Annotated in this window: 19 protein-coding genes; 10 read left to right on the top strand and 9 right to left on the bottom strand. The window is 73.7% G+C overall.

The window, feature by feature from the left end:
- Nucleotides 1-147: 147 nt before the first annotated feature.
- Both ABZ573_RS11920 and ABZ573_RS11915 read left to right on the top strand, forming a co-directional pair.
- Entirely contained in the window at nt 148-1,200 is a 1,053-nt protein-coding gene (locus tag ABZ573_RS11920) for a TOMM precursor leader peptide-binding protein (RefSeq protein ID WP_151456068.1), read from the top strand.
- 78 nt (nt 1,201-1,278) lie between these two features.
- Nucleotides 1,279-2,646, top strand: a complete 1,368-nt coding sequence (locus ABZ573_RS11915; RefSeq protein WP_151456064.1) for an AarF/ABC1/UbiB kinase family protein — start codon at nt 1,279-1,281, stop codon at nt 2,644-2,646.
- A gap of 396 nt (nt 2,647-3,042) precedes the next feature.
- Here ABZ573_RS11915 and ABZ573_RS11910 read toward each other — a convergent pair whose 3' ends face one another.
- The 3 genes from ABZ573_RS11910 to ABZ573_RS11900 form a co-directional block, all read right to left on the bottom strand.
- Nucleotides 3,043-3,408 carry a WhiB family transcriptional regulator gene (locus ABZ573_RS11910; RefSeq protein WP_088998544.1) on the bottom strand — a complete coding sequence of 122 codons (366 nt, stop codon included), beginning with the start codon at nt 3,406-3,408 and terminating at the stop codon, nt 3,043-3,045.
- A gap of 128 nt (nt 3,409-3,536) precedes the next feature.
- Nucleotides 3,537-3,794 carry a hypothetical protein gene (locus ABZ573_RS11905; RefSeq protein ID WP_327029511.1) on the bottom strand — a complete coding sequence of 86 codons (258 nt, stop codon included), beginning with the start codon at nt 3,792-3,794 and terminating at the stop codon, nt 3,537-3,539.
- A 127-nt stretch (nt 3,795-3,921) separates the two neighbouring features.
- Entirely contained in the window at nt 3,922-6,084 is a 2,163-nt protein-coding gene (locus tag ABZ573_RS11900) for an ATP-dependent DNA helicase UvrD2 (protein ID WP_358117717.1), read from the bottom strand.
- A gap of 92 nt (nt 6,085-6,176) precedes the next feature.
- Here ABZ573_RS11900 and ABZ573_RS11895 point away from each other — a divergent pair, with 92 nt between their 5' ends.
- A complete protein-coding gene (locus tag ABZ573_RS11895) occupies nt 6,177-6,419 on the top strand; it encodes a mycoredoxin (protein ID WP_151456061.1) in 243 nt (80 codons plus the stop codon).
- Nucleotides 6,420-6,503: 84 nt separating this feature from the next.
- Here ABZ573_RS11895 and ABZ573_RS11890 read toward each other — a convergent pair whose 3' ends face one another.
- Nucleotides 6,504-7,976: an MFS transporter gene (locus ABZ573_RS11890; RefSeq protein WP_358117712.1), complete on the bottom strand. Its 1,473-nt coding sequence runs from the start codon at nt 7,974-7,976 to the stop codon at nt 6,504-6,506.
- 46 nt (nt 7,977-8,022) lie between these two features.
- On the opposite strand from ABZ573_RS11890, the gene ABZ573_RS11885 reads away from it, so the two are divergent.
- From ABZ573_RS11885 to ABZ573_RS11875, 3 genes are all read left to right on the top strand, one after another.
- Nucleotides 8,023-9,003 (top strand): helix-turn-helix transcriptional regulator, encoded by a 981-nt coding sequence (locus ABZ573_RS11885; RefSeq protein WP_327029513.1) that lies wholly within the window; start codon nt 8,023-8,025, stop codon nt 9,001-9,003.
- Between the two features lie 72 nt (nt 9,004-9,075).
- Nucleotides 9,076-9,312: a DUF397 domain-containing protein gene (locus ABZ573_RS11880; RefSeq protein WP_132231069.1), complete on the top strand. Its 237-nt coding sequence runs from the start codon at nt 9,076-9,078 to the stop codon at nt 9,310-9,312.
- A gap of 214 nt (nt 9,313-9,526) precedes the next feature.
- A complete protein-coding gene (locus ABZ573_RS11875; RefSeq protein ID WP_132231358.1) occupies nt 9,527-9,802 on the top strand; it encodes a hypothetical protein in 276 nt (91 codons plus the stop codon).
- Between the two features lie 171 nt (nt 9,803-9,973).
- Here the strand turns inward: ABZ573_RS11875 and nudC are convergent, their stop codons facing one another.
- The 3 genes from nudC to ABZ573_RS11860 all read right to left on the bottom strand — a co-directional run bounded on the left by nudC (nt 9,974) and on the right by ABZ573_RS11860 (nt 13,678).
- Complete coding sequence (nudC, locus tag ABZ573_RS11870) at nt 9,974-10,912, bottom strand: NAD(+) diphosphatase (protein WP_151456613.1); 939 nt, start codon at nt 10,910-10,912, stop codon at nt 9,974-9,976.
- Nucleotides 10,909-12,252, bottom strand: a complete 1,344-nt coding sequence (locus ABZ573_RS11865; RefSeq protein WP_358117707.1) for a pitrilysin family protein — start codon at nt 12,250-12,252, stop codon at nt 10,909-10,911. The genes nudC and ABZ573_RS11865 overlap by 4 nt, the downstream gene beginning before the upstream one ends.
- A gap of 115 nt (nt 12,253-12,367) precedes the next feature.
- A complete protein-coding gene (locus ABZ573_RS11860; protein WP_327029515.1) occupies nt 12,368-13,678 on the bottom strand; it encodes a pitrilysin family protein in 1,311 nt (436 codons plus the stop codon).
- Nucleotides 13,679-13,941: 263 nt separating this feature from the next.
- Here ABZ573_RS11860 and ABZ573_RS11855 point away from each other — a divergent pair, with 263 nt between their 5' ends.
- From ABZ573_RS11855 to ABZ573_RS11840, 4 genes are read left to right on the top strand one after another with little or no spacing between them, the layout of a single operon-like run.
- Nucleotides 13,942-15,006, top strand: a complete 1,065-nt coding sequence (locus ABZ573_RS11855; RefSeq protein ID WP_358117703.1) for an ABC transporter substrate-binding protein — start codon at nt 13,942-13,944, stop codon at nt 15,004-15,006.
- On the top strand, nt 15,003-15,782 hold the full coding sequence (locus ABZ573_RS11850) for an ABC transporter ATP-binding protein (RefSeq protein ID WP_132231064.1): 780 nt from the start codon (nt 15,003-15,005) through the stop codon (nt 15,780-15,782). The genes ABZ573_RS11855 and ABZ573_RS11850 overlap by 4 nt, the downstream gene beginning before the upstream one ends.
- Nucleotides 15,772-16,656 (top strand): ABC transporter permease, encoded by an 885-nt coding sequence (locus ABZ573_RS11845; protein WP_151456617.1) that lies wholly within the window; start codon nt 15,772-15,774, stop codon nt 16,654-16,656. Before ABZ573_RS11850 ends, ABZ573_RS11845 begins: the two co-directional genes overlap by 11 nt.
- Nucleotide 16,657: 1 nt before the next feature.
- Complete coding sequence (locus ABZ573_RS11840; RefSeq protein WP_151456618.1) at nt 16,658-17,107, top strand: Rrf2 family transcriptional regulator; 450 nt, start codon at nt 16,658-16,660, stop codon at nt 17,105-17,107.
- Between the two features lie 45 nt (nt 17,108-17,152).
- Here ABZ573_RS11840 and ABZ573_RS11835 read toward each other — a convergent pair whose 3' ends face one another.
- Both ABZ573_RS11835 and ABZ573_RS11830 read right to left on the bottom strand, forming a co-directional pair.
- Nucleotides 17,153-17,341: a hypothetical protein gene (locus tag ABZ573_RS11835; RefSeq protein ID WP_132231061.1), complete on the bottom strand. Its 189-nt coding sequence runs from the start codon at nt 17,339-17,341 to the stop codon at nt 17,153-17,155.
- A 178-nt stretch (nt 17,342-17,519) separates the two neighbouring features.
- Complete coding sequence (locus tag ABZ573_RS11830; protein WP_151456874.1) at nt 17,520-18,851, bottom strand: DEAD/DEAH box helicase; 1,332 nt, start codon at nt 18,849-18,851, stop codon at nt 17,520-17,522.
- Between the last annotated feature and the right edge of the window lie 36 nt (nt 18,852-18,887).

Below are 18,887 nucleotides of genomic sequence, written 5' to 3'. Positions count from 1 at the left end.
CACCCGGTCGCGCACTGTCGGCTCGCCGACATGGTTACCGGCGGGTTGTGGATATCCCGGCATTTCCTGTGGACAGCCCTGGACAGGGCACCGCGCACCTGTGGACAACGATCGACGGTGAGCACGGACACGGTCACGATCGGTGTCATGCGCCGAGCCACGCTGCCCCGTCCCGTCCTGCTGCCGGGCCTCACCAGACTCTGGCGGGACCGTCACACCCTCCAACTCGGCGTCGAGCCGGGCCGCGCCGTGCTGCTGGAGATCGCCGACCCCCGGGCCGCCCGCCTGCTCGACCTGCTCGACGGCACCCGTAGCGAACGGCTGGTCCTGGCGCACGCCGTCGCCGCCGAGGTGGCCCCCGACGAGGCCCGCGCCCTGCTCGACGCGCTGCGGGCCGCGGGCCTGGTCGTACCCGCGCACACCCTGCTGCCGAAGGACCTGGCCGGCCCGCCCCGGGCCCGGCTCACCGCCGAGGCGGAGGCGCTCGCCCTGGCCTCGGCGCGGCTGCCCGGAACGCCCGCCCAGGTGCTGCGCCGGCGGCTGGCCGCCCGGGTGGTGGTCAGCGGCACCGGCCGCCTCGGCGCCCCGGTCGCCCTGGCGCTGGCCCAGGCCGGGGTGGGGCACGTGCACCCGGACCTGGCCGGGCCGGTGCGGCCGGCGGACCTGGTCGGCACGGGCATCCCGGCCGCCGCGCTCGGCCGTCCGCTCGCCCGGGCGGTACGCGACGCCGTCGAGCGGGCCGCCCCCGGCACGGGCACGGGCCCGCTCCGGCGGGGCCGGGTCGACCTGGTCGTCCAGCTCGGTACGGACCGACCGGCCGCCCTGCTCGCCGCCGGTCACGCCCAGCGCCGCCAGCCGCACCTGCTGCTCGGCCTCCGGGAGGGCGTGCCCGTGGTCGGCCCGCTCGTCCGCCCGCCCGCCGGCCCCTGCCTGAACTGCCTCGACCTGCACCGGGCGGACCGGGACCCGGACTGGCCGGCGCTGGCCGCCCAGCTCGCCACGGGCGCGGGCGAGCAGGCGTGTGCCACCGCGACCCTCCTGGCGGCCGGGGCGTACGCGGCGGCCGAGGCGCTGGCGCAGCTCGACGGGGGCACCCCGGAGACCCTGGGCTGCGCGGTGGAGATCACCGGGGCGGGGCGGTTCCGCCGCCGGATGTGGCCGCCGCACCCCTCCTGCGGATGTTCGCGACGGCGCCGGTGACGCCCCCGAAGGCGGGGACGGGCACCCAGCCCGGCGGCAGAGCAGCCGCGGGCCCCCGGAGTCGGTAACAATGGCCGGGTGACCGACATCCCGCGCCGGGCCGTGTCCCGGACCGCCAAGCTCGCCGCTCTGCCGCTCGGCTTCGCCGGTCGGACCGTCCTCGGCATGGGTAAGCGCGTCACGGGGCTCGCCTCCGACGTGATCTCCGCGGAGATCCAGCAACGCACCGCCGAGCAGCTCTTCAGCGTGTTGGGGCAGCTCAAGGGCGGTGCGATGAAGTTCGGGCAGGCGCTGTCGGTCTTCGAGGCCGCCCTGCCCGAGGAGATCGCCGCCCCCTACCGGCAGGCGCTGACCAAGCTCCAGGAGGCGGCGCCGCCGCTGCCGGCGGCCAGCGTGCACAAGGTGCTCGCCGAGCAGCTCGGCCCGGACTGGCGGGACCGGTTCGTGGAGTTCGACGACACCCCCGCCGCCGCGGCCAGCATCGGCCAGGTGCACCGGGCGGTGTGGCGGGAACCGGGCTACGGGCCGTCCGGCGCGCCGCAGACCCGCGACGTGGCTGTCAAGATCCAGTATCCGGGCGCCGGCGACGCCCTGCTCGCCGACCTCAAGCAGCTCTCCCGCCTCGGTGGGATGTTCCGGGCGATCCAGCCCGGGCTCGACGTCAAGCCGCTCCTGGCGGAGCTGCGGGAACGGATCACCGAGGAACTCGACTACGAGCTGGAGGCCGAGTCGCAGCGCGCCTTCGCCGCCGCGTACGCGGACGATCCGGAGATCCACATCCCGGCGGTGGTCTCGGCGTCGCCCCGGGTCCTGGTCACCGAGTGGGTCGAGGGCACCCCACTGGCGGAGATCATCCGCGAGGGCACGGAGGAGCAGCGCGACGAGGCCGGCCGGCTGATGGCCATCCTGCACCTGTCCGCGCCGCAGCGGGCCGGGCTGTTGCACGCCGATCCGCACCCGGGCAACTTCCGGCTGCTGGCGGACGGTCGGCTCGGCGTGATCGACTTCGGCGCGGTGGCCCGGATGCCGGAGGGCACGCCCGAGCCGATCGGCCGCATCGCCGCGCTGGCGCTGCGGGGCGACGCCGATGAGGTGGTCGCGGGCCTGCGCTCGGAGGGCTTCATCGGTTCCACCGAGGAGATCGACGCCGAGGCGGTACTCGACTTCCTCCGTCCGATGCTGGAGCCCATCGCCGCCGAGGAGTTCCGGTTCACCCGGGCCTGGCTGCGCACGGAGGCGACCCGGTTGGCCAGCCCCCGCTCCCCCGCTTACCAGTTGAGCCGGCAGCTCAACCTGCCGCCGTCGTACCTGCTCATCCACCGGGTGACGCTCGGCTCGATCGGCGTGCTCTGCCAACTGGAGGCGAAGGCGCCCTACCGGGGCATCCTGGAGCGCTGGCTGCCCGGCTTCGCCCCGTCGGCCGGCCAGCCCTCGGCGGGCGGCTGAACGACGGCCGCGCAACCGGACGCGGCGCGCGGCGCGAAGAAGACGGCGCAGCGCGCGGAAGACGGCACGCGCGCGGAAGACGACACGGGGCGGGGGAACGCGACGAGGGGCGGTGGCCGGATTCCGGCCACCGCCCCTCGTCTATTGGTGGGGTACTAGAGAACGCCCAGGTCGCGCGCCGCTCGGTTGCGGCTGTTCATGGCGACGGTACGGGCGGAAAGGGTTGCCTCAGTGCTCGTGGTGGTACGACCGGCCTGAGGCCGGCGCATTCGAGCCCGGGACAACGCTTCGTGAAGTAGTTGCATCTCGGCGACTCCGTCAAGAACGTTCAGCATGGTGGTCAGCTCTCTCGTCGCCGGCGTGACACCGGCGTGGGTGGGTTGGATCGGGTGCATGTCAGGCCGCCAGCCGGACCGTGGTGCGCGACTCGGACAGCCCACTGGCCGCCAGTCGTGCCTCGGCCTCGACCCGGAGCGCCGCGTCGCGGGCGAGGTCCTCCTTGCGCGGACGGCCACGGGGCCGCTTGCGCGGGACGACCGCGCCACGCTCGAAGATCTCGCCGCCCCAGACGCCCCAGGGCTCGGCCCGCTCCACCGCCCCGGCCAGGCACTCGACGCGCAGCGGGCAGTCCCCGCAGAGCGACTTGGCCAGCTCGAGCTCGGCGGGCGAGTCGGAGAACCACAGGTCGGGGTCGAACTTCCGGCAGGGCAGGTTCGCCTCCACCTCGACGCTCACGTCGAGTGGGGCCAACGCCAGACTCATCGCCCGGTCACCTCTCTCTCACTTCGATCTCGTGGATCGCATTTCCGACGTACTTGGCGGGCAAAAAACTGAGGCCGCGGATCCCGGTAGCGGGTTCCGCGGCCTCGAGGTGAGCCGGTGTCTGAGAATCAGACCGGTCTACCTCGAGGTGGAACTCCGCGGGCGCCCATGTAACGCTTGACAGCATCGACGCCCTTGCCCGTGAAGCCACTGGTCCCCTGGTTTCCGTTTGGCGCGGTGGCGAGAATCAGCTCGGCCTGAGCCTCGACACGGTGCACCTGGGAAACCGACGGTCGCGCAGTGGCGAGGGCCACCCGGACAGCCGACAACGGAGCGACGACAGCGGGCAGCGCCGCCGGACGCTCGTTGATGTAGACGATCTCCATCGGGACCACCTCCTCTGACGTTCACTCGTGCCGATACGGTCTCTACCCCTCGTGAGCAGCCCGAATGGCGCCGCTCGCGAGGTGTGTCATGAGGCTATTCCTCGCCACGGGGCGAGGGCAAACGAATTTACGGCGAGATTTCGAAAGTTTTCTCCGGGCAGACGTCGTCGACCGCCGCGCCCGCCACCAGCGCCAGGACCGCCTCCCCGTAGAGGCCGAGTTTCCGGGGCCCGATGCCGGCGATGGCGATCAGTTCCTCCGCCCGGCCGGGCCGCCGCTCCGCGAGCGCGACCAGAGTGGCGTCGGTGAAGACCACATAGGCCGGTACCCGCTGCCCGCCGGCCACCCGCTGGCGCCACTCGTGCAGCCGTTCGTGCAGCTCCTCGTCGATGTCCGAGGGGCAGGTGGGGCAGCGGCCGAGCTTGCGGTCCGGCCCCGCGAGCAGGGTGGCGCCGCAGATCCGGCAGGAGACGATCTGGGTCCGGCGGCGCTCGGGCCGACGCGCCGCCGGAGCGGCCCCGGCCCGCTCCGTCCCGCCCGAGCGGTCGAGCTGCGGCAGGAACCGCGAGGGCCGCCGGGCCCGCCCGCCCGGCGAGCGGGCCGAGGCGTACGACAGCCAGAGCCACTCGCGCGCCCGGGTGACGCCGACGTAGAGCAGCCGGCGCTCCTCCTCGACCTGTTCGACGGTCTTGGCGTACGTGGTGGGCAGGGTGCCCTCGGAGAGGCCGACCAGGAAGACCGCGTCCCACTCCAGGCCCTTGGCGGAGTGCAGCGAGGCCAGGGTCACCCCGTCGACCGTCGGCACGTGCTGTGCGGCGGCGCGACGGGCCAGCTCGTCGTTGAAGTCGGCCAGGGTGGCGGGGCGCTCGACCGAGGCGGCGGGCCCGATCGGCACCACCTCCGGGGTGGCGGCGTACTCCTCGGCGAGTTGCACCAGCGCGGCGAGCGCCTCCCACCGCTCGCGGGCGGCGCCACCGGCCGGGGCGGCGTCGGGGGCCCAGCCGACCGCGGTGAGCGCCTCCACGACGGCGGCGGGCAGCGGGGTCTCCCCGGGGATCGACCGGGTGGCGGCCCGCAGGGCGACCATCGCCTGCCGCACCTCGGCCCGCTCGAAGAACCGCTCCGCCCCCTGCACCACGTACGGCACCTGCGCCTCGGTCAGCGCCTTCTCGTACGCCTCGGACTGCGCGTTGGTCCGGAACAGCACGGCGATCTCCTTCGCCGGGGTGCCGGCGTCGACCAGTGCGCGGCAGCGGGCAGCCACCGCGTTGGCCTCGGCCGGCTCGTCGGTGAAGATCCGCAGCTCCGGTTCGGGGCCGGGCGGGCGCTGGCCGACCAGCTCCAGGCGCAGCCGGGCCTCGGTGCCCCGCGCCTGGGAGATGACCGCGTTGGCCAGCCCGACGACCTGCGGGGTGGAGCGGTAGTCGCGGACCAGCCGGACCACCGTCGCGCCCCGGTACCGGCGCGGGAAGTCGACCAGGTACGACGAGGTGGCCCCGGTGAACGAGTAGATCGTCTGGCTGGCGTCGCCGACCACGGTCAGGTCGTCCCGCCCGCCCAGCCACGCCTGGAGCAGCCGCTGCTGGAGGGGGTTGACGTCCTGGTACTCGTCGACGACGAAGTGCCGGTACTGGGCGCGGACCTGCTCGGCGACGTCCCGGTGCTCCTCGATGCCCCAGACCGCGGCGCGCAGCATGTCCTCGAAGTCGATCACCCCGTTGGACCGCTTGAGCCGCTCGTACGCCGCGAAGACCTCGGCGACGCGGGCCGGCTCGTGCGGGGTGTCCCGCATCGCCTTCGCCGCCGCGACGACGTATTCCCCCGGTTCCACCAGCGACGACTTCGCCCACTCGATCTCGCCGGCGAGGTCCCGGGCGGCCGCCCGGTCGGTACGCAGGCCGGCCTTGGCCGCGGCGAGGGTGACCAGCCGGACCTTGCTGTCCAGCAGCTCGGGCATGGCCCGCCCCTGGAGCAGCCGGGGCGCGAAGTAGCGCACCTGGCGCAGCGCCGCCGCGTGGAAGGTGCGCGCCTGGACGCCACCCACCCCGAGCGCGGTGAGCCGGGCGCGCATCTCGGCGGCGGCGCGGGCCGTGAAGGTCACCGCGAGCACGTGCCGGGCGGAGATCTCCCCGGAGAGCGCCCGGTGGGCGATCCGGGAGGTGACCGCGCGGGTCTTGCCGGTGCCGGCGCCGGCCAGGATGCAGACGGGGCCGGCGGGGGCGGTCACCGCCGAGCGCTGCTCGGGGTCGAGCCCGGCGAGCACGCGTTCGGATGCTGAGTGAACCACCACAGCGAGGAATTGTCTCAGCTCCGCCAGACGTTGCAGCGGTTAGCCTGGGCTTGATCGGCAAGCCGCCACGCGGACCGTTGGAGGATCTGACCATGCTGACGATGTACTCGACCCCCTGGTGCGGCTACTGCCACCGGCTGAAGTCGCAGCTCGACCGGGAGGGCATCGGCTACGAGGTGGTCGACATCGAGCAGGACGCGAAGGCCGCGGAGTTCGTGATGAGCGTCAACGGCGGCAACCAGACCGTCCCGACGCTGCGTTTCGCCGACGGCAGCGCCCTGACCAACCCCTCGATCATCCAGGTCAAGCAGCACCTGGCCACGATCGACGCCTGACCGGACGCAGCACCGCCGACGAGCGGCCGCCCACCCGGGCGGCCGCTCGTCGCGTACCACGGGGGGTCCTGACGACGCGGCGGCTCAGCGCGCCGGGCCCGGTGGGGTCGTGCCGACCACCTCCTGGCTCGCGGCGGCCGGGTCGACGGCGGCGGCCCCTTCGGCAGGCCGGCGGGGGGCGGGGATCCGGACGGGTGGCGGTGGGCTGAGCGTGCGGCCGTGCCAGAGGTAGCCGCCGGCGAGCAGGGTGGCCACCCCGATCAGGGCGAACAGGACGCGGTAGTCCAGCACCCCTACGAGCAGCGCCCCCGCGCCGATCGAGAGCGCCTGCGGGCCGCTGACCACGGCCTCCGAGGCCGCGGCGACCCGGCCGAGCAGCGCTTGCGGGGTACGCCGTTGGATCAGCGTGTGCAGCCCGACCATCGTCAGCGGCAGCGACACCCCGGCCAGCAGTACCGCGACGAAGCCGAGCCAGAGGTTCGGGTACACCAGCGCCAGCGAGGCCGGCCCGAAGAACGCCACCCCGGCGGCGAGCGTGCCCACCTCGCCGGCGCGGCGCACCACGGCCGGGGAGAGCAGCCCGCCGACCAGTCCGCCGATGCCCTGCACGGTGACCAGCACGCCGACGAACGCGGCGTCCCGGCGCAGCCCCTGGTCGACGTACGCGAAGATCAACGACTCGCTGAAGCCCATCGCCAGCGATCCCAGCCCGTAGCCGAGCAGCGCCCGGCGCAGCGCCGGCTCCCCGGCCAGGTGACGCAGCCCGGCGCTCACCTCGGCCGGCCAGCGCAGCCCGGGCCCGGCGGGCGGCGTTTCCGTCGTGCGGAGCAGGCCCACCACGACGGCCGCCGACAGGAAGCCGACCATCCCGATCACGGCCAGCATCCAACCGCCGACGGCGGCGTAGAGCCCGGCGCCGGCCAGCGGGCCGACCAGCCGCAGCCCCTGGCGTACGGTCTGGAGCACGCCGTTGGCCTCGGCCAGCAGTTCCACCGGCACGAGCTGGCGGATCAGGCCGCTGAGCACCGCGCTGAGGGTGATGTACGACAGGCCGTAGAGGGCCGCCACCACGTAGATGATCCACACGTCGGTCCGGTCCCGCACCACGAGGAGCGGGGTGAGCAGCACGGCCGTCACCAGGTTCGCCGCCACGAAGAACGGGCGCCGGGGGTAGCGGTCGACGATCCACCCCACCAGTGGGGCCAGGGTCATCGGGGCGATGACCGCGAAGATGGTGGCGCCGGCCAGCCCGTCCGACCCGGTCAGGTCCTTCACCCAGATGGCGAGGGCCAGCAACAGGATCGACTCGGCGGCCATGCTGGCGAGCAGGCCGCCGAAGAGCAGGCGGAAATCCGGGCGGCGCAGGACGGTGCGCATGGGGTCCCTCCGGCGGGGGTGGTGCGCGGCGTGGCGCGGTCTGGGGTGGCACGGTCGGGCCGACGGCGTCGTACCGGACGCCGTGCCCTTCCACGGTCCTCTTTTCTGCGAGACACGCCCCCACCGGGACCTCCGGCGGGAGGCGCGCCGTCCATACTGACCGTGGGGGGCGAATTTCATACAGTTACCGTCGCGTCTGCGGCGGTCCACGGGAAAAGAGGACGTCGTGCCTCCTGCCTCACCCAGCCCGATCCTGCGCCGCCGCAGGTTGGGCACCGAGCTGCGCCGGCTGCGCGAGGCCGCGGGTCTCACGGGAGACCAGGTCATCGAGCGGATCGGCTGGGCGTCCGCGTCCAAGTTGTCCCGGCTGGAGAACGGCCGCAGCCGCCCGGACCCGGACGACGTACGCGTGCTGCTGGATCTCTACGGCGCCGACGAGGCGCTGCGGCGGGAACTCCTCGGTATCACCGAGGAGGCCGGCGACATCCGCGGCTGGCTGCGCAACTACCCGGTGATGACCCAGCAGCAGCGCAGCTTCGCCGAGCTGGAGGCGGGCTGCGCGGAAATCTCGGAATACAACCCCGTCCTGGTGCCGGGCCTGCTCCAGACGCCGGACTACGCGTCGGTGCGGATCGCCTCGGCCCGGCAGGTCGACGAGGAGGCCGGCGACCCGGAGGCCGGTGAGGACATCGACACCGAGGTGCGGGCCCGGCTGGCCCGGCAGTCGCTGCTCACCCGCTCGACCGACGCGCCCCGCTACACGGCGGTGCTGGAGGAGGCGGCGCTCGGCGGCCGGACCGGGCCGCCGGAGGTGCTGCGCGCGCAGCTGGTGCAGCTCTGCGAACTGGCGATGCTGCCGAACGTCACGCTGCACGTCCTGCCGCGTGACACCCAGATCGGCGACTGGTACCTCCCGCCGACCGCGTTCTCGGTCTACCGGTTCGCGGATCCGCTCGATCCGGAGACCCTGGCCATCGAAGGGGGGTTCACCGACGTCATGTCGACCGAGGTAAACGCCCTAAATCGCTATAAAGTGGTGTTCGAGTGGCTATGCACGGCGGCGCTCTCCGAATCGGACACCCTCTCCTGGCTGATCGAGGCGACGGGGCGGCTGCCCGGCACGGCGACCGCGTCCACGGTGGCGTACGGGCCGGCAACGGCGCCGACCCAACGCCGCCGGCATTCCGGGCGCCTGACGGACCGGTGAGCACGGGGGCCCACCGTCGGGTCGTGCGGCGCCACTCGTTCCATCGGAGCAGTTCACCTCAGGAGTGGCACGATGAACGAGATCCGCAACACGCCGTCCGTACTCGCCCAGCTCGCCGACGCCCCGTGGCGTAAGAGCACGCGCAGCCAGACCTCGAACTGCGTCGAGGTCGCACCACTGAGGACCGGGCCGGTCGCGGTGGCCCTGCGCGACAGCAAGGACCAGGGCGGTCCGGTGCTGCTGTTCAACCGGGCCGGCTGGCTGGGCTTCATCGCCGGCGCGAAGAACGGACAGTTCGATCTGAACTGATCCGTCGACCGTCGCGGGGCCGCCGGCAGCGTGCCGGCGGCCCCGCCGCGTCTGCGCCCTGCCACCCCGCCGACCAGGCATCCGCTGATCGGATGAGCCTCCGGACCAATCGTCGCGTTTCACTTGATGAGACGACCGCGCGGCGTAACATGACGACAGAGTGACGTGGAACTTCCACCCGTTCCCCACCCTCGCGATTCATCCGGAGACCCGCATGCGGTTCCTGATCGTTCGCACCGACATCCGCGCAGCCGCCGACGTGGACATCGCCGCCGCCTGGGCGTGCGGTGACCGACTCCGCGACGAGACCACCACGCCCGAGCCGCGCCGCCAGATCGTGCACGCCGAGGAGCGCGACGCCGCGCTGCTGCTGGCCCGGGCCCTCGCCACGGTCGGCGCGGTCCGCTCCGGGAAGCAGCGGGTCAAGGTGCTCCCGCTCGACGAGCCGGGCCGCGGACGGCGGGCCGCACCCGACGACCGAGGCAGCTGACCCGCACCCAGACGTCCGTCGTGGTCGGACCGGCTCCCCCGCCGTGCTCCTTTGCCCCAGCCGACCACGGCGGCCCGTGTTCCCGGTCCGTGACCGCCGCGGCAACGGCGGCCACGGGCCGGGACCGCACGGCCCCCGGCCACCGGCGCGCCCGCGCGCGGCGGGACCGGCTCAGCAGTGCCCGTCGAGCCAGCGGTGGATCAGGAAGAGCGCGATCGACGACGGCGGCGGCAGCACCAGGCGGGCCCCGCCGACCTCCACCGGCCGTCCCGCCAGGGCCGCGCCGATCTCCCGGCGGGAGAACCACCGGGCGAACGCGATCTCCGTCGGATCCACCTGCACCGGATGCTCCGGATCCGCCGTGGCGAGGAAGCCGAGCATCAGGGAGCCGGGAAACGGCCACGCCTGACTGCCCGCGTACGCGATGTCGTCGACCGGGACGCCGACCTCCTCGCGGACCTCGCGCAGCACCGCGGCCTCGGCCGACTCCCCCGGCTCGACGTAGCCGGCGAGGCAGGAGAACCGGCGCTCGCCGGCGGTGTGCGGCCAGGTGGCGTTGTTGCCGAGCAGGCACCGCCCGTCCAGGCCCGGAACGCCGTCGTGCACCAGCACGATCATCGCGGGATCGGTACGCGGCCAGATCCGCTCCCCGGCCGGGTCGACCCGGGACCAGCCGGCCTCGTCCACCTCCGTCGGGTGCCCGGTGGCCGACGAGTAGCGGTGCCGCAGGTGCCAGTTGACCAGCGCCAGCGCGGTGGTGAACAGCCCGGCGTCGCGGTCGCCGAGCAGGTGCCCGACCTCGCGCAGGTGCGCCGCCCGGGCCCCGGACACCGCCGGCAATGGGGCGTCCACGGCGAAGACCGGCACCCCGTCCGGCTCGACGCCGAGGAACATCGGCGACGTCGGCTCGGGCAGCCCGGCCGGGTCGACAAGCACCAGCTTCGGTGGCGACGTGTCGGTACGCACCAGCGCCCGGCCACCGTCGGCGGAGTCGAGCACCAGCACCCGGGCCCGGCTCCACGCCTGCGCCAGCCACCCGGGGTCGGTGCGCCGGTGGGCCGCCCGGTCCAGGGTGGAACGGGCCAGCGGCGGCGCGGGCTCACCGCTCACGGTCGTGCCGGCTCGGTGGTGACCGGGGCCAGCGCCGCCACCTGCGGCCCGATCCGTTCGGCGTCGCCCAGCACCACGGTGACCGCCTGCGCCGGGGCGAGGTAGCGGGCCGCCGCCTCGGCCACGTCGGCCACGGTCGCCTTCGCCAGCCGGGCGGCGTGCTCGGCCAGGAACTCCAGGCGCAGCCCGCTGCCGGCGTACGCGCTGGTCAGCGAGGCGAGCCCGGCCTGGGTGGACATCCCGAGCTGGAGGGTGCCGAGGGCGTACTGGCGGGCCTGCTCCAGCTCGTCCTCGCGGGGCGGGAGGGAGGCCAGCCGGCCGAGTTCGTACGTCGTCTCCAGCAGCGCCGGCCCGGTGACCTCGGTGGCCACGTCGACGGCGGCGACCAGCACCGACCCGGCCACCGAGTGCTCGACGAGGGAGTGCCCCCCGTACGTGTAGCCCTTGTCCTCGCGGATGTTCTCCACCCAGCGGGAGGAGAAGTAGCCGCCGAAGATCAGGTTGGCCAGTTGCAACGCGGCGTGGTCCGGGTGGGTGCGGGGCACCGCCGGCAACGCGATCCGCAGCGAGGACTGCACCGCCCCCGGGCGGTCGACCAGCAGCAGCGGCCCGGGCTCCAGCGGCGGGGCGGGCGGCAGGTCGGCGGTGTGCCCGGCGCCGGTCCACCCGGACAGTGCCTTCTCGGCGGCGTCCAGCGCCCGGTCCGGCTGCACGTCACCGACCAGCACCAGCACGGCGTCGGCGGGGTGCACCCGCTGGGCGTGCAGGGTTCGCAGCACTCCCGGCCGGACCGCCCGGACCGCCTCCGGTTCGGGGGTCTGCACCGCGTACGGGTGGCTGCCGTAGACCCGCCGGAGCAGGGCGGTGCGGGCCAGGTGTGCCGGCTGGCTCCGCGCCACGTGGATCCGGTCCACCAGCCGGTCCCGCTCCGTGGCGACGTCGTCGTTCGGGTAGGCCGCGTCGGTCAGCACCTCGGCGAGAATCTCCAGCATCCGGTCCAGCCCGGTGACCAGGCCGGCGCCGGAGAGCATCAGCCGATCCGGGTCGATCCCGGCGGAGAGCCCGCCGCCGACCTTCTGCAACTCGGCCGCGATCTGCACGCTGGACATCGTCCCCGTGCCGGAGAGCAGGGTCTGCGCGAGCACGGCGCCCCGGGCGAGGTGGGTGCGGCCGAACGGCATCCACAGCCGCACCTCCACCAGCGGCACCGCCGGCCGGCGTACGGCGATCACGGTCAGCCCGTTGCCCAGCGTGCGCTCGGCCTGCTTCGGCAGCTTGAGCCTGCGGTTCGGGCCGAGCGGCGGCAGCGCCCGGGGCGCGGCCGGTGCGGTCACGCTCACTGTGTCTTCTCCGTTCGCGACTGCGGGGCTCGCAAGACCGGCTCACTCCTCGCGCTCACCGAATCCACCTTCGTTCGCGACTGCGGGGCTCGCAAGACCGGCTCACTCCTCGCGCTCACCGGGCCCCTCCTGGGATGACCTCGATGGACGCGCGGCGCTCGGGCCGCAGGGTGGCCGCGGCGGCGCGGACCTGCTCGTCGGTGACCTCGCCGACGAGCCGGGGCAGGTCGTTGAGCAGCCCCGGCTCGCCGCGCTGCTGCTCCAGCACGGCCATCTGCAACGCCCGGCCGAGCACCGCGTCGGTGTCGCGCAGCAGGTGGGTCGCCATCCGGGCCTGGGTGCGGGCCAGTTCCCCCTCGGCCACGCCGTCGGTGGCGAGCCGGTCCAGCTCCTCGTCGATGGTGCGCAGCACCTTGTCCACGTCCCCGCCGGGGGGCAGGTGCGCCTGGAGCAGCAGCGCCGTCGGGTCCCGCACGTCGAACGGGTCGCCCATGAAGCCGACGTAGCCGCCGAGGCTGGTCACCGCCCGGTCCCGCTGGACCAGCCGCTCGACCAGCCGGGACGCGTCGCCGTCGGTGAGCACCTCGGCCAGCACGACGTACGGCAGGTAGGCGGCGAAGTCGGTGATCGGGTCGGGCACCCGCCAGGCGCCCGCCACCGCCGGCAGCGGGGCCAACTCGTCGGTGTACGAGGTGCGCCGCTCCTCGGTCAGGTCGGGCTCGGTGAAGTCGGGCCGCTTCGGGGCGGGACGCGCCGGCACGTCGCCGAAGTGCCGCTCGATCAGCGTGGTCGCCTCGGCTACGTCGATGTCGCCGCTGACCGCCAGCACCGCGTTGCCGCTCGCGTAGTAGCGGCGGAAGAAGTCGGCGGCGTCGGGGACGGTGGCCGACTCCAGGTCGACGAAGGAGCCGTAGCCGTCGTGCGCGTTCGGGAAGGTGTCGAACATGACCGGCGGCAGGGTCAGCCAGGGAAAGCCGCCGTACGGGCGGTTGAGGACGTTGACCCGGATCTCCTCCTTGACCACGTCGACCTGGTTGCGCAGGTTCTCCTCGGTCAGCCGGGGGCCGCGCATCCGGTCGGCCTCCAGGAACAGCGCCCGCTCCAGGGCGTTGCTCGGCAGGGTCTCGAAGTAGTCGGTGTAGTCCAGGTGGGTGGAGCCGTTGAAGGTGCCGCCCGCCCCCTGCACGTGCCGGAAGTGCGCCAGCTTCTCCAGGTTCTCGGAGCCCTGGAACATGAGGTGCTCGAAGAGGTGGGCGAAGCCGGTACGCCCCTCGGGTTCGGAGCGGATGCCGACGTCGTAGACGACCGCCACCCCGATCACCGGGGCGCTGCGGTCGGGGGTCAGGACCACCCGCAGGCCGTTGTCGAGCGTGAACCGCTCTACCGGGTACTTCGTCGCTGGAATTCTCGATCTCCGCGCCGCCACGGGATCGACCCTAGCGCGTCGGCACCCCCGCCACCGGCGACCTCTCGCCTGCCGCCCCGACCGGCGCCCGGGGCGTCGCACGCAGCCGCCCCGGCGGCCGGCGACGGCGCCGGGAACACCGGCCGCAAAGCACATCCAATCAGTAGAGATTGCCGCTTTTTCTGGGACGCAGATCCCGGCATGTGGTTGGCCCTTGACGCCAGTTCACCGCCTGCCCCAGTCTTCCTACCAACTAAGTAGGAATACTGCGGATTGGATGGACGATGAGACGGCTCCCCATGCGTCGGTGGGTCTCCCTGGCCACCCTCGCCGTCGTCGGCGTGGCGACCCTGGGCACCGCCGCCGCCTGCGGCGACGACAGCGAGGGCGCAGGCGGCGGCTCCGGCCCGACGACGCTGCGGCTCGGCTACTTCCCCAACATCACCCACGCGCCGGCCGTGGTCGGCGTGGAGAAGGGCATCTTCGCCGAGAAGCTCGGCGGCGACGTCAAGCTGGAGACGAAGACCTTCAACGCCGGCCCCGCCGCCATCGAGGCGATCTTCTCCGGCGCGCTCGACGCGACGTACATCGGCCCGAACCCCACCGTGAACGCCTTCTCGAAGTCGAAGGGCGAGGCCGTCCGGGTCGTCTCCGGCGCGGCCTCCGGCGGCGTCGCGCTCGTGGTCAAGCCCGAGATCACCTCGGTGGAGCAGCTCCGGGGCAAGAAGATCTCCACCCCGCAGCTGGGCAACACCCAGGACGTGGCCATCCGCTACTGGCTCAAGGAGAAGGGCCTCACGACGACCAAGGAGGGCGGCGGCGACGTCAAGATCGTCCCGCAGGAGAACGCCCAGACGGTGGAGACCTTCAACAGCGGGGCCATCGACGGCGCCTGGGTGCCCGAGCCGTTCGTGTCCCGGCTGGTCAACGCGGGCGGCAAGGTGCTCGTCGACGAGCGCGACCTCTGGCCGGACCGGAAGTTCGTGATCACCAACCTGATCGTCAGCACCAAGTTCCTCAAGGAACACCCGGACGTGGTCAAGAAGCTGGTCGAGGGTCAGGTGGCGGCCAACGAGTTCGTCAACACCAAGCCCGACGAGACGCACCAGGCCATCTCCGACCACATCGGAAAGATCAGCGGCAAGCCGCTCGACCTCAAGCTGATCAAGCAGGCCTGGCCGACGCTGGAGTTCACCAACGACCCGATCGCCACGTCGCTGAAGACCGGGCTCGACCACGCCGTCGCGGTCGGGCTGACCCAGCCGGTCAGCCTCGACGGCCTCTACGACCTCACCCACCTGAACGAGGTGCTCAAGGGCCAGGGCAAGCCCGAGGTCGTCCAACCATGACGTCGACCACGACGACGCCACGCAGCGCGACCGGCTCGGTCGCGCTGCACGGCGTCACCAAGGTGTACGGGCGCGGGGCGAACGCCGTCGTCGCCCTGGACGGGGTCTCCCTCGACGTCGCGCCCGGCGAGTTCGTCTGCCTGGTCGGGGCCTCCGGTTGCGGCAAGAGCACCCTGCTCAACCTGGTCGCCGGCCTCGACCGGCCCAGCGGCGGGCGGATCACCCTCGACGAGGGCGTCGACCCGGGACTGATGTTCCAGGAGCCCGCCCTCTTCCCCTGGCTCACCGTCGAGGGCAACGTCGAGGTGCCGCTGAAGTTGCGCGGGCTGCCCCGGGCGGCGCGGCGGGAGCGGGTCGCCGAGCTGCTCGGCACGGTCCACCTGGCCGACTTCGGCCGCAAGCGCCCGCACGAACTGTCCGGCGGCATGCGCCAGCGGGTGGCGCTGGCCCGCACCCTCGCCCTGGACACGCCGGTGCTGCTGATGGACGAGCCGTTCGGCGCGCTCGACGCGATGACCCGGGACATCCTGCACGACGAGCTGGAACGGATCTGGACCGAGCGGCGACTCACCGTGCTCTTCGTGACGCACAACGTCCGCGAGGCGGCCCGGCTCGCCGACCGGATCATCCTGCTCTCCAGCCGGCCCGGCCGGATCATCTGGTCCACCCCGGTCGACGTGCCCCGGCCGCGCCGCATCGACTCCCCCGAGGTCGCCGCGATCGCCGCCGAGGTCACCGGCCGCCTGCGTACGGAGGTGGGCCGCCATGGCCGGTGACACCCTCGCCGCCGTCCCGCGTACCGACGCGGAGATCTCCGGGCTGGACGCCCTGGAGCTGGCCGGTCGGGAGAAGAGCCGCACGCGGGCCAGCCGGTTCTGGGCGGCGACCTGGCCGAAGCTGGCCGCGCTCGTCCTCGCCGTCGGCGCCTGGCAGGTCGTGGTCTGGACCGGCTGGAAGCCCGAGTACTCGTTGCCGGGCCCGGTGGCCGTGGGTCAGGAGCTGCTCCGGCAGGTCAGCGGCGTCCAGCTCTGGGAGGGGCTGGTCACCACCCTGCGCCGGGCGGCCCTCGGCTACGTCTTCTCGGTCGCCGTCGGCCTGCTGCTCGGCCTCGCGGTGGCCCGGTCGCGGATCCTGCGGGCCGCGATCGGCTCGATGATCACCGCGTTGCAGACGATGCCGTCGATCGCCTGGTTCCCGCTGGCGATCCTGCTGTTCGAGCTGAGCGAGAAGGCCATCTTCTTCGTGGTGGTGCTCGGCGCCGCGCCGTCCATCGCCAACGGCGTGATCGCCGGTGTGGACTACGTGCCGCCGCTGCTGCTGCGCGCCGGCCGCAACCTCGGCGCCCGAGGGCTCAACCTGTACCGGTACGTCATCGCGCCCGCCGCGCTGCCGGCCATCGTGGCCGGCCTCAAGCAGGGCTGGGCGTTCTCCTGGCGCAGCCTGATGGCCGGCGAGCTGATCGTGGTCGGCATCTCGCAGACCTCGCTGGGCGCGCAGCTGACCTACTCGCGGGAACTCTCCGACTCGCCCTGGCTGATCTCCACGATGATCGTGATCCTGGTGCTGGGCCTGGCGGTGGACGCCGCGTTCGGGGCGGCGGACAAGGCGATCCGGCGTCGGTGGGGCGTGTTGGACCAGGCGGGTCAGTGACGTGTACGTCTCCGCGCGCAGTGACTACGCGCTCCGGGCCATGCTCGCCGTCGCCGCCGCGGCTCCGGTCGGCGGCGGCGAGCTGGTCAAGGCGGGGACGCTGGCCGACAGCCAGGGCATCCCGCTGAGCTTTCTCCAGGGCATCCTGGTCGACCTGCGCCGGGCCGGCCTGCTGGTGAGCCACCGGGGCACCGAGGGCGGGTACGCCCTGGCCCGTCCCGCGGTGGAGATCAGCGTCGGCGACGTGCTCCGCGCGATCGGCGGCTCCCTGACGACCGTCCGCGGCCTGCCGGCCGAGCGGGCCGGCTACGTGGGTGTGGCGACCGGCCTGCGGGACGTCTGGCTGGCCGTGCACGGCGCGATCGCCCTGGTGGTCGACCGGACCACCCTCGCCGACCTACTGGGGGCGGAACATTCTGCGGCCGGCGCCGGGGAGACCCGCGCCCGCTGACCGCGCACCGGCTCCTCCGGCGACGGGCAGGCGGGCCAGCGACGGTCAGCCGACTGTGGGCACCGGCCGCTCCGTCGGGCTGCGAAGCTCGACCGGAGCGGCTGGCGCGGCCCCGTCCGGGGTGGCGTGCCACGGCGTGAACACCGCGACCACGGCGAGCAGCAGCCCGGCCAGCGCCACCGCGAGCACCAGCAACAGTTCCCGCGCCGCGCCCGAGCCGGCGTCGCCCGCCATGGTCACCCCTCCCATGCCGGGCGGTCCCGCCCGGATCTTCCCCCGCCCCCAGCTTTCACCACCCCCGGCGGCGGAAACAGTCGCCGATCGGACGTAACGTTCGCTGATTCCAGACTCAGCCGTCGGCTCCGGGCACGGGTGCCCGGAGCCGACGGAGAGCGGAACGCGGAGGGGTTGGTCAGGAGGCGTGCGGGGTGCGGGGGCGCCGCGAGCGGCGGGGCCGCCCCGAGGCGCGGTGCGGAGCCCGGCCGCCCTCACCGGCGCGGCCGACCGACCGGCCGCCGGCAGACCCGGCGGAGGCGGCCTGCGGCGCGGGCGGCGCGATCGTCACCGGCACGCCGGACGGCTCCCGGGCGCCGGTCACCCGGGCCAGGGCCTCGTCGCCGGAGCGCACCTGGACGGACTCGGGACGGATGCCGGCGGTCGACATCAGCCGGGACACGTCCCGGCGCTGCTCCGGCAGGACCAGGGTGACGACCGTGCCGGACTCCCCCGCCCGGGCGGTACGCCCACCACGGTGCAGGTAGTCCTTCGCCTCGGCTGGCGGGTCCACGTTGACCACCATGTCGAGCCCGTCGACGTGGATGCCCCGGGCCGCCACGTCGGTGGCGACCAGCGCCGTCACCTGCCCGGTGCGGAACTGCTCCAGGATCCGGGTGCGCTGCGGCTGCGACTTGCCGCCGTGCAGCGCGGCCGCGCGTACCCCCTTGGCCAGCAACTGGCGGGCGAGCCGGTCGGCGCGGTGCTTGGTGCCCATGAACAGGATGGTGCGGCCCTCGCGGGCGGCGATCCAGGTCAGCGCGGTGGGCTTGTCCACCGCGTCGACGTGCAGCACGTGGTGGGTCATCGCGGTCACCGTGGCGGTGCCCGGGTCGACCGAGTGCGAGACCGGGTTGCTGAGGAAGCGGCGCACCAGCTTGTCCACGCCGCCGTCCAGGGTGGCCGAGAAGAGCATCCGCTGCCCGTTCGGGGCGACCTGCTCCAGCAGCTTGGTGACCTGCGGCAGGAAGCCCATGTCGGCCATCTGGTCGGCCTCGTCGAGCACGGTGATGCCGACCTGGTCCAGCCGGGCGTCGCCGCGGTTGATCAGGTCGTGCAGCCGGCCGGGGGTGGCCACGACCAGTTCGGCGCCGGCGCGCAGGGCGTCCGCCTGGCGTTGCAGCGAGAGCCCGCCGACGACGGTGGCGCAGCGCAGCCCGACGGCGCGGGCGTACGGGTCGAGCGCGGTGGTGACCTGCTGGGCCAGCTCGCGGGTGGGCACCAGCACCAGGGCCAGCGGTCGGCCCGGGCGGGCCCGGCGGCCGGCGGTGCGGGACAGCAGGGGAAGCCCGAAGGCGAGCGTCTTGCCGGAGCCGGTGCGGCCCCGACCGAGCACGTCCCGGCCGGCGAGCGAGTCCGGCAGGGTCGCCGACTGGATCGGGAACGGCTCGGTGATGCCCTGGGCGGTCAGCTCGGCGAGCAGCGCCGGGGCCAGCCCGGTGAGGGCGAAAGAGGGTACGACAGTGGTCATGCGGAAGCCTTCCTCGACGCGGCACGTGTCGAGGGA

The organism is Micromonospora sp. NPDC007220 (assembly GCF_040634035.1).
Classification (GTDB): domain Bacteria; phylum Actinomycetota; class Actinomycetes; order Mycobacteriales; family Micromonosporaceae; genus Micromonospora; species Micromonospora reichwaldensis.
The sequence above is the reverse complement of the archived record's forward strand: the minus strand, read 5'-3'. Positions and strand labels throughout refer to the sequence as shown.

What these genes read in the sequence shown, in the direction of transcription:
- ABZ573_RS11910 (WP_088998544.1), bottom strand. Translation starts at nt 3,408, where the DNA reads ATGAGTCTGGCGTTGGCCCCACTCGACGTGAGCGTCGAGGTGGAGGCG.
- ABZ573_RS11845 (WP_151456617.1), top strand. Translation starts at nt 15,772, where the DNA reads ATGGCCGGTGACACCCTCGCCGCCGTCCCGCGTACCGACGCGGAGATC.
- ABZ573_RS11875 (WP_132231358.1), top strand. Translation starts at nt 9,527, where the DNA reads ATGCGGTTCCTGATCGTTCGCACCGACATCCGCGCAGCCGCCGACGTG.
- ABZ573_RS11890 (WP_358117712.1), bottom strand. Translation starts at nt 7,976, where the DNA reads ATGAAATTCGCCCCCCACGGTCAGTATGGACGGCGCGCCTCCCGCCGG.
- ABZ573_RS11850 (WP_132231064.1), top strand. Translation starts at nt 15,003, where the DNA reads ATGACGTCGACCACGACGACGCCACGCAGCGCGACCGGCTCGGTCGCG.
- ABZ573_RS11880 (WP_132231069.1), top strand. Translation starts at nt 9,076, where the DNA reads ATGAACGAGATCCGCAACACGCCGTCCGTACTCGCCCAGCTCGCCGAC.
- ABZ573_RS11835 (WP_132231061.1), bottom strand. Translation starts at nt 17,341, where the DNA reads ATGGCGGGCGACGCCGGCTCGGGCGCGGCGCGGGAACTGTTGCTGGTG.
- ABZ573_RS11855 (WP_358117703.1), top strand. Translation starts at nt 13,942, where the DNA reads ATGAGACGGCTCCCCATGCGTCGGTGGGTCTCCCTGGCCACCCTCGCC.
- ABZ573_RS11920 (WP_151456068.1), top strand. Translation starts at nt 148, where the DNA reads ATGCGCCGAGCCACGCTGCCCCGTCCCGTCCTGCTGCCGGGCCTCACC.
- ABZ573_RS11830 (WP_151456874.1), bottom strand. Translation starts at nt 18,851, where the DNA reads ATGACCACTGTCGTACCCTCTTTCGCCCTCACCGGGCTGGCCCCGGCG.
- ABZ573_RS11905 (WP_327029511.1), bottom strand. Translation starts at nt 3,794, where the DNA reads ATGGAGATCGTCTACATCAACGAGCGTCCGGCGGCGCTGCCCGCTGTC.
- ABZ573_RS11895 (WP_151456061.1), top strand. Translation starts at nt 6,177, where the DNA reads ATGCTGACGATGTACTCGACCCCCTGGTGCGGCTACTGCCACCGGCTG.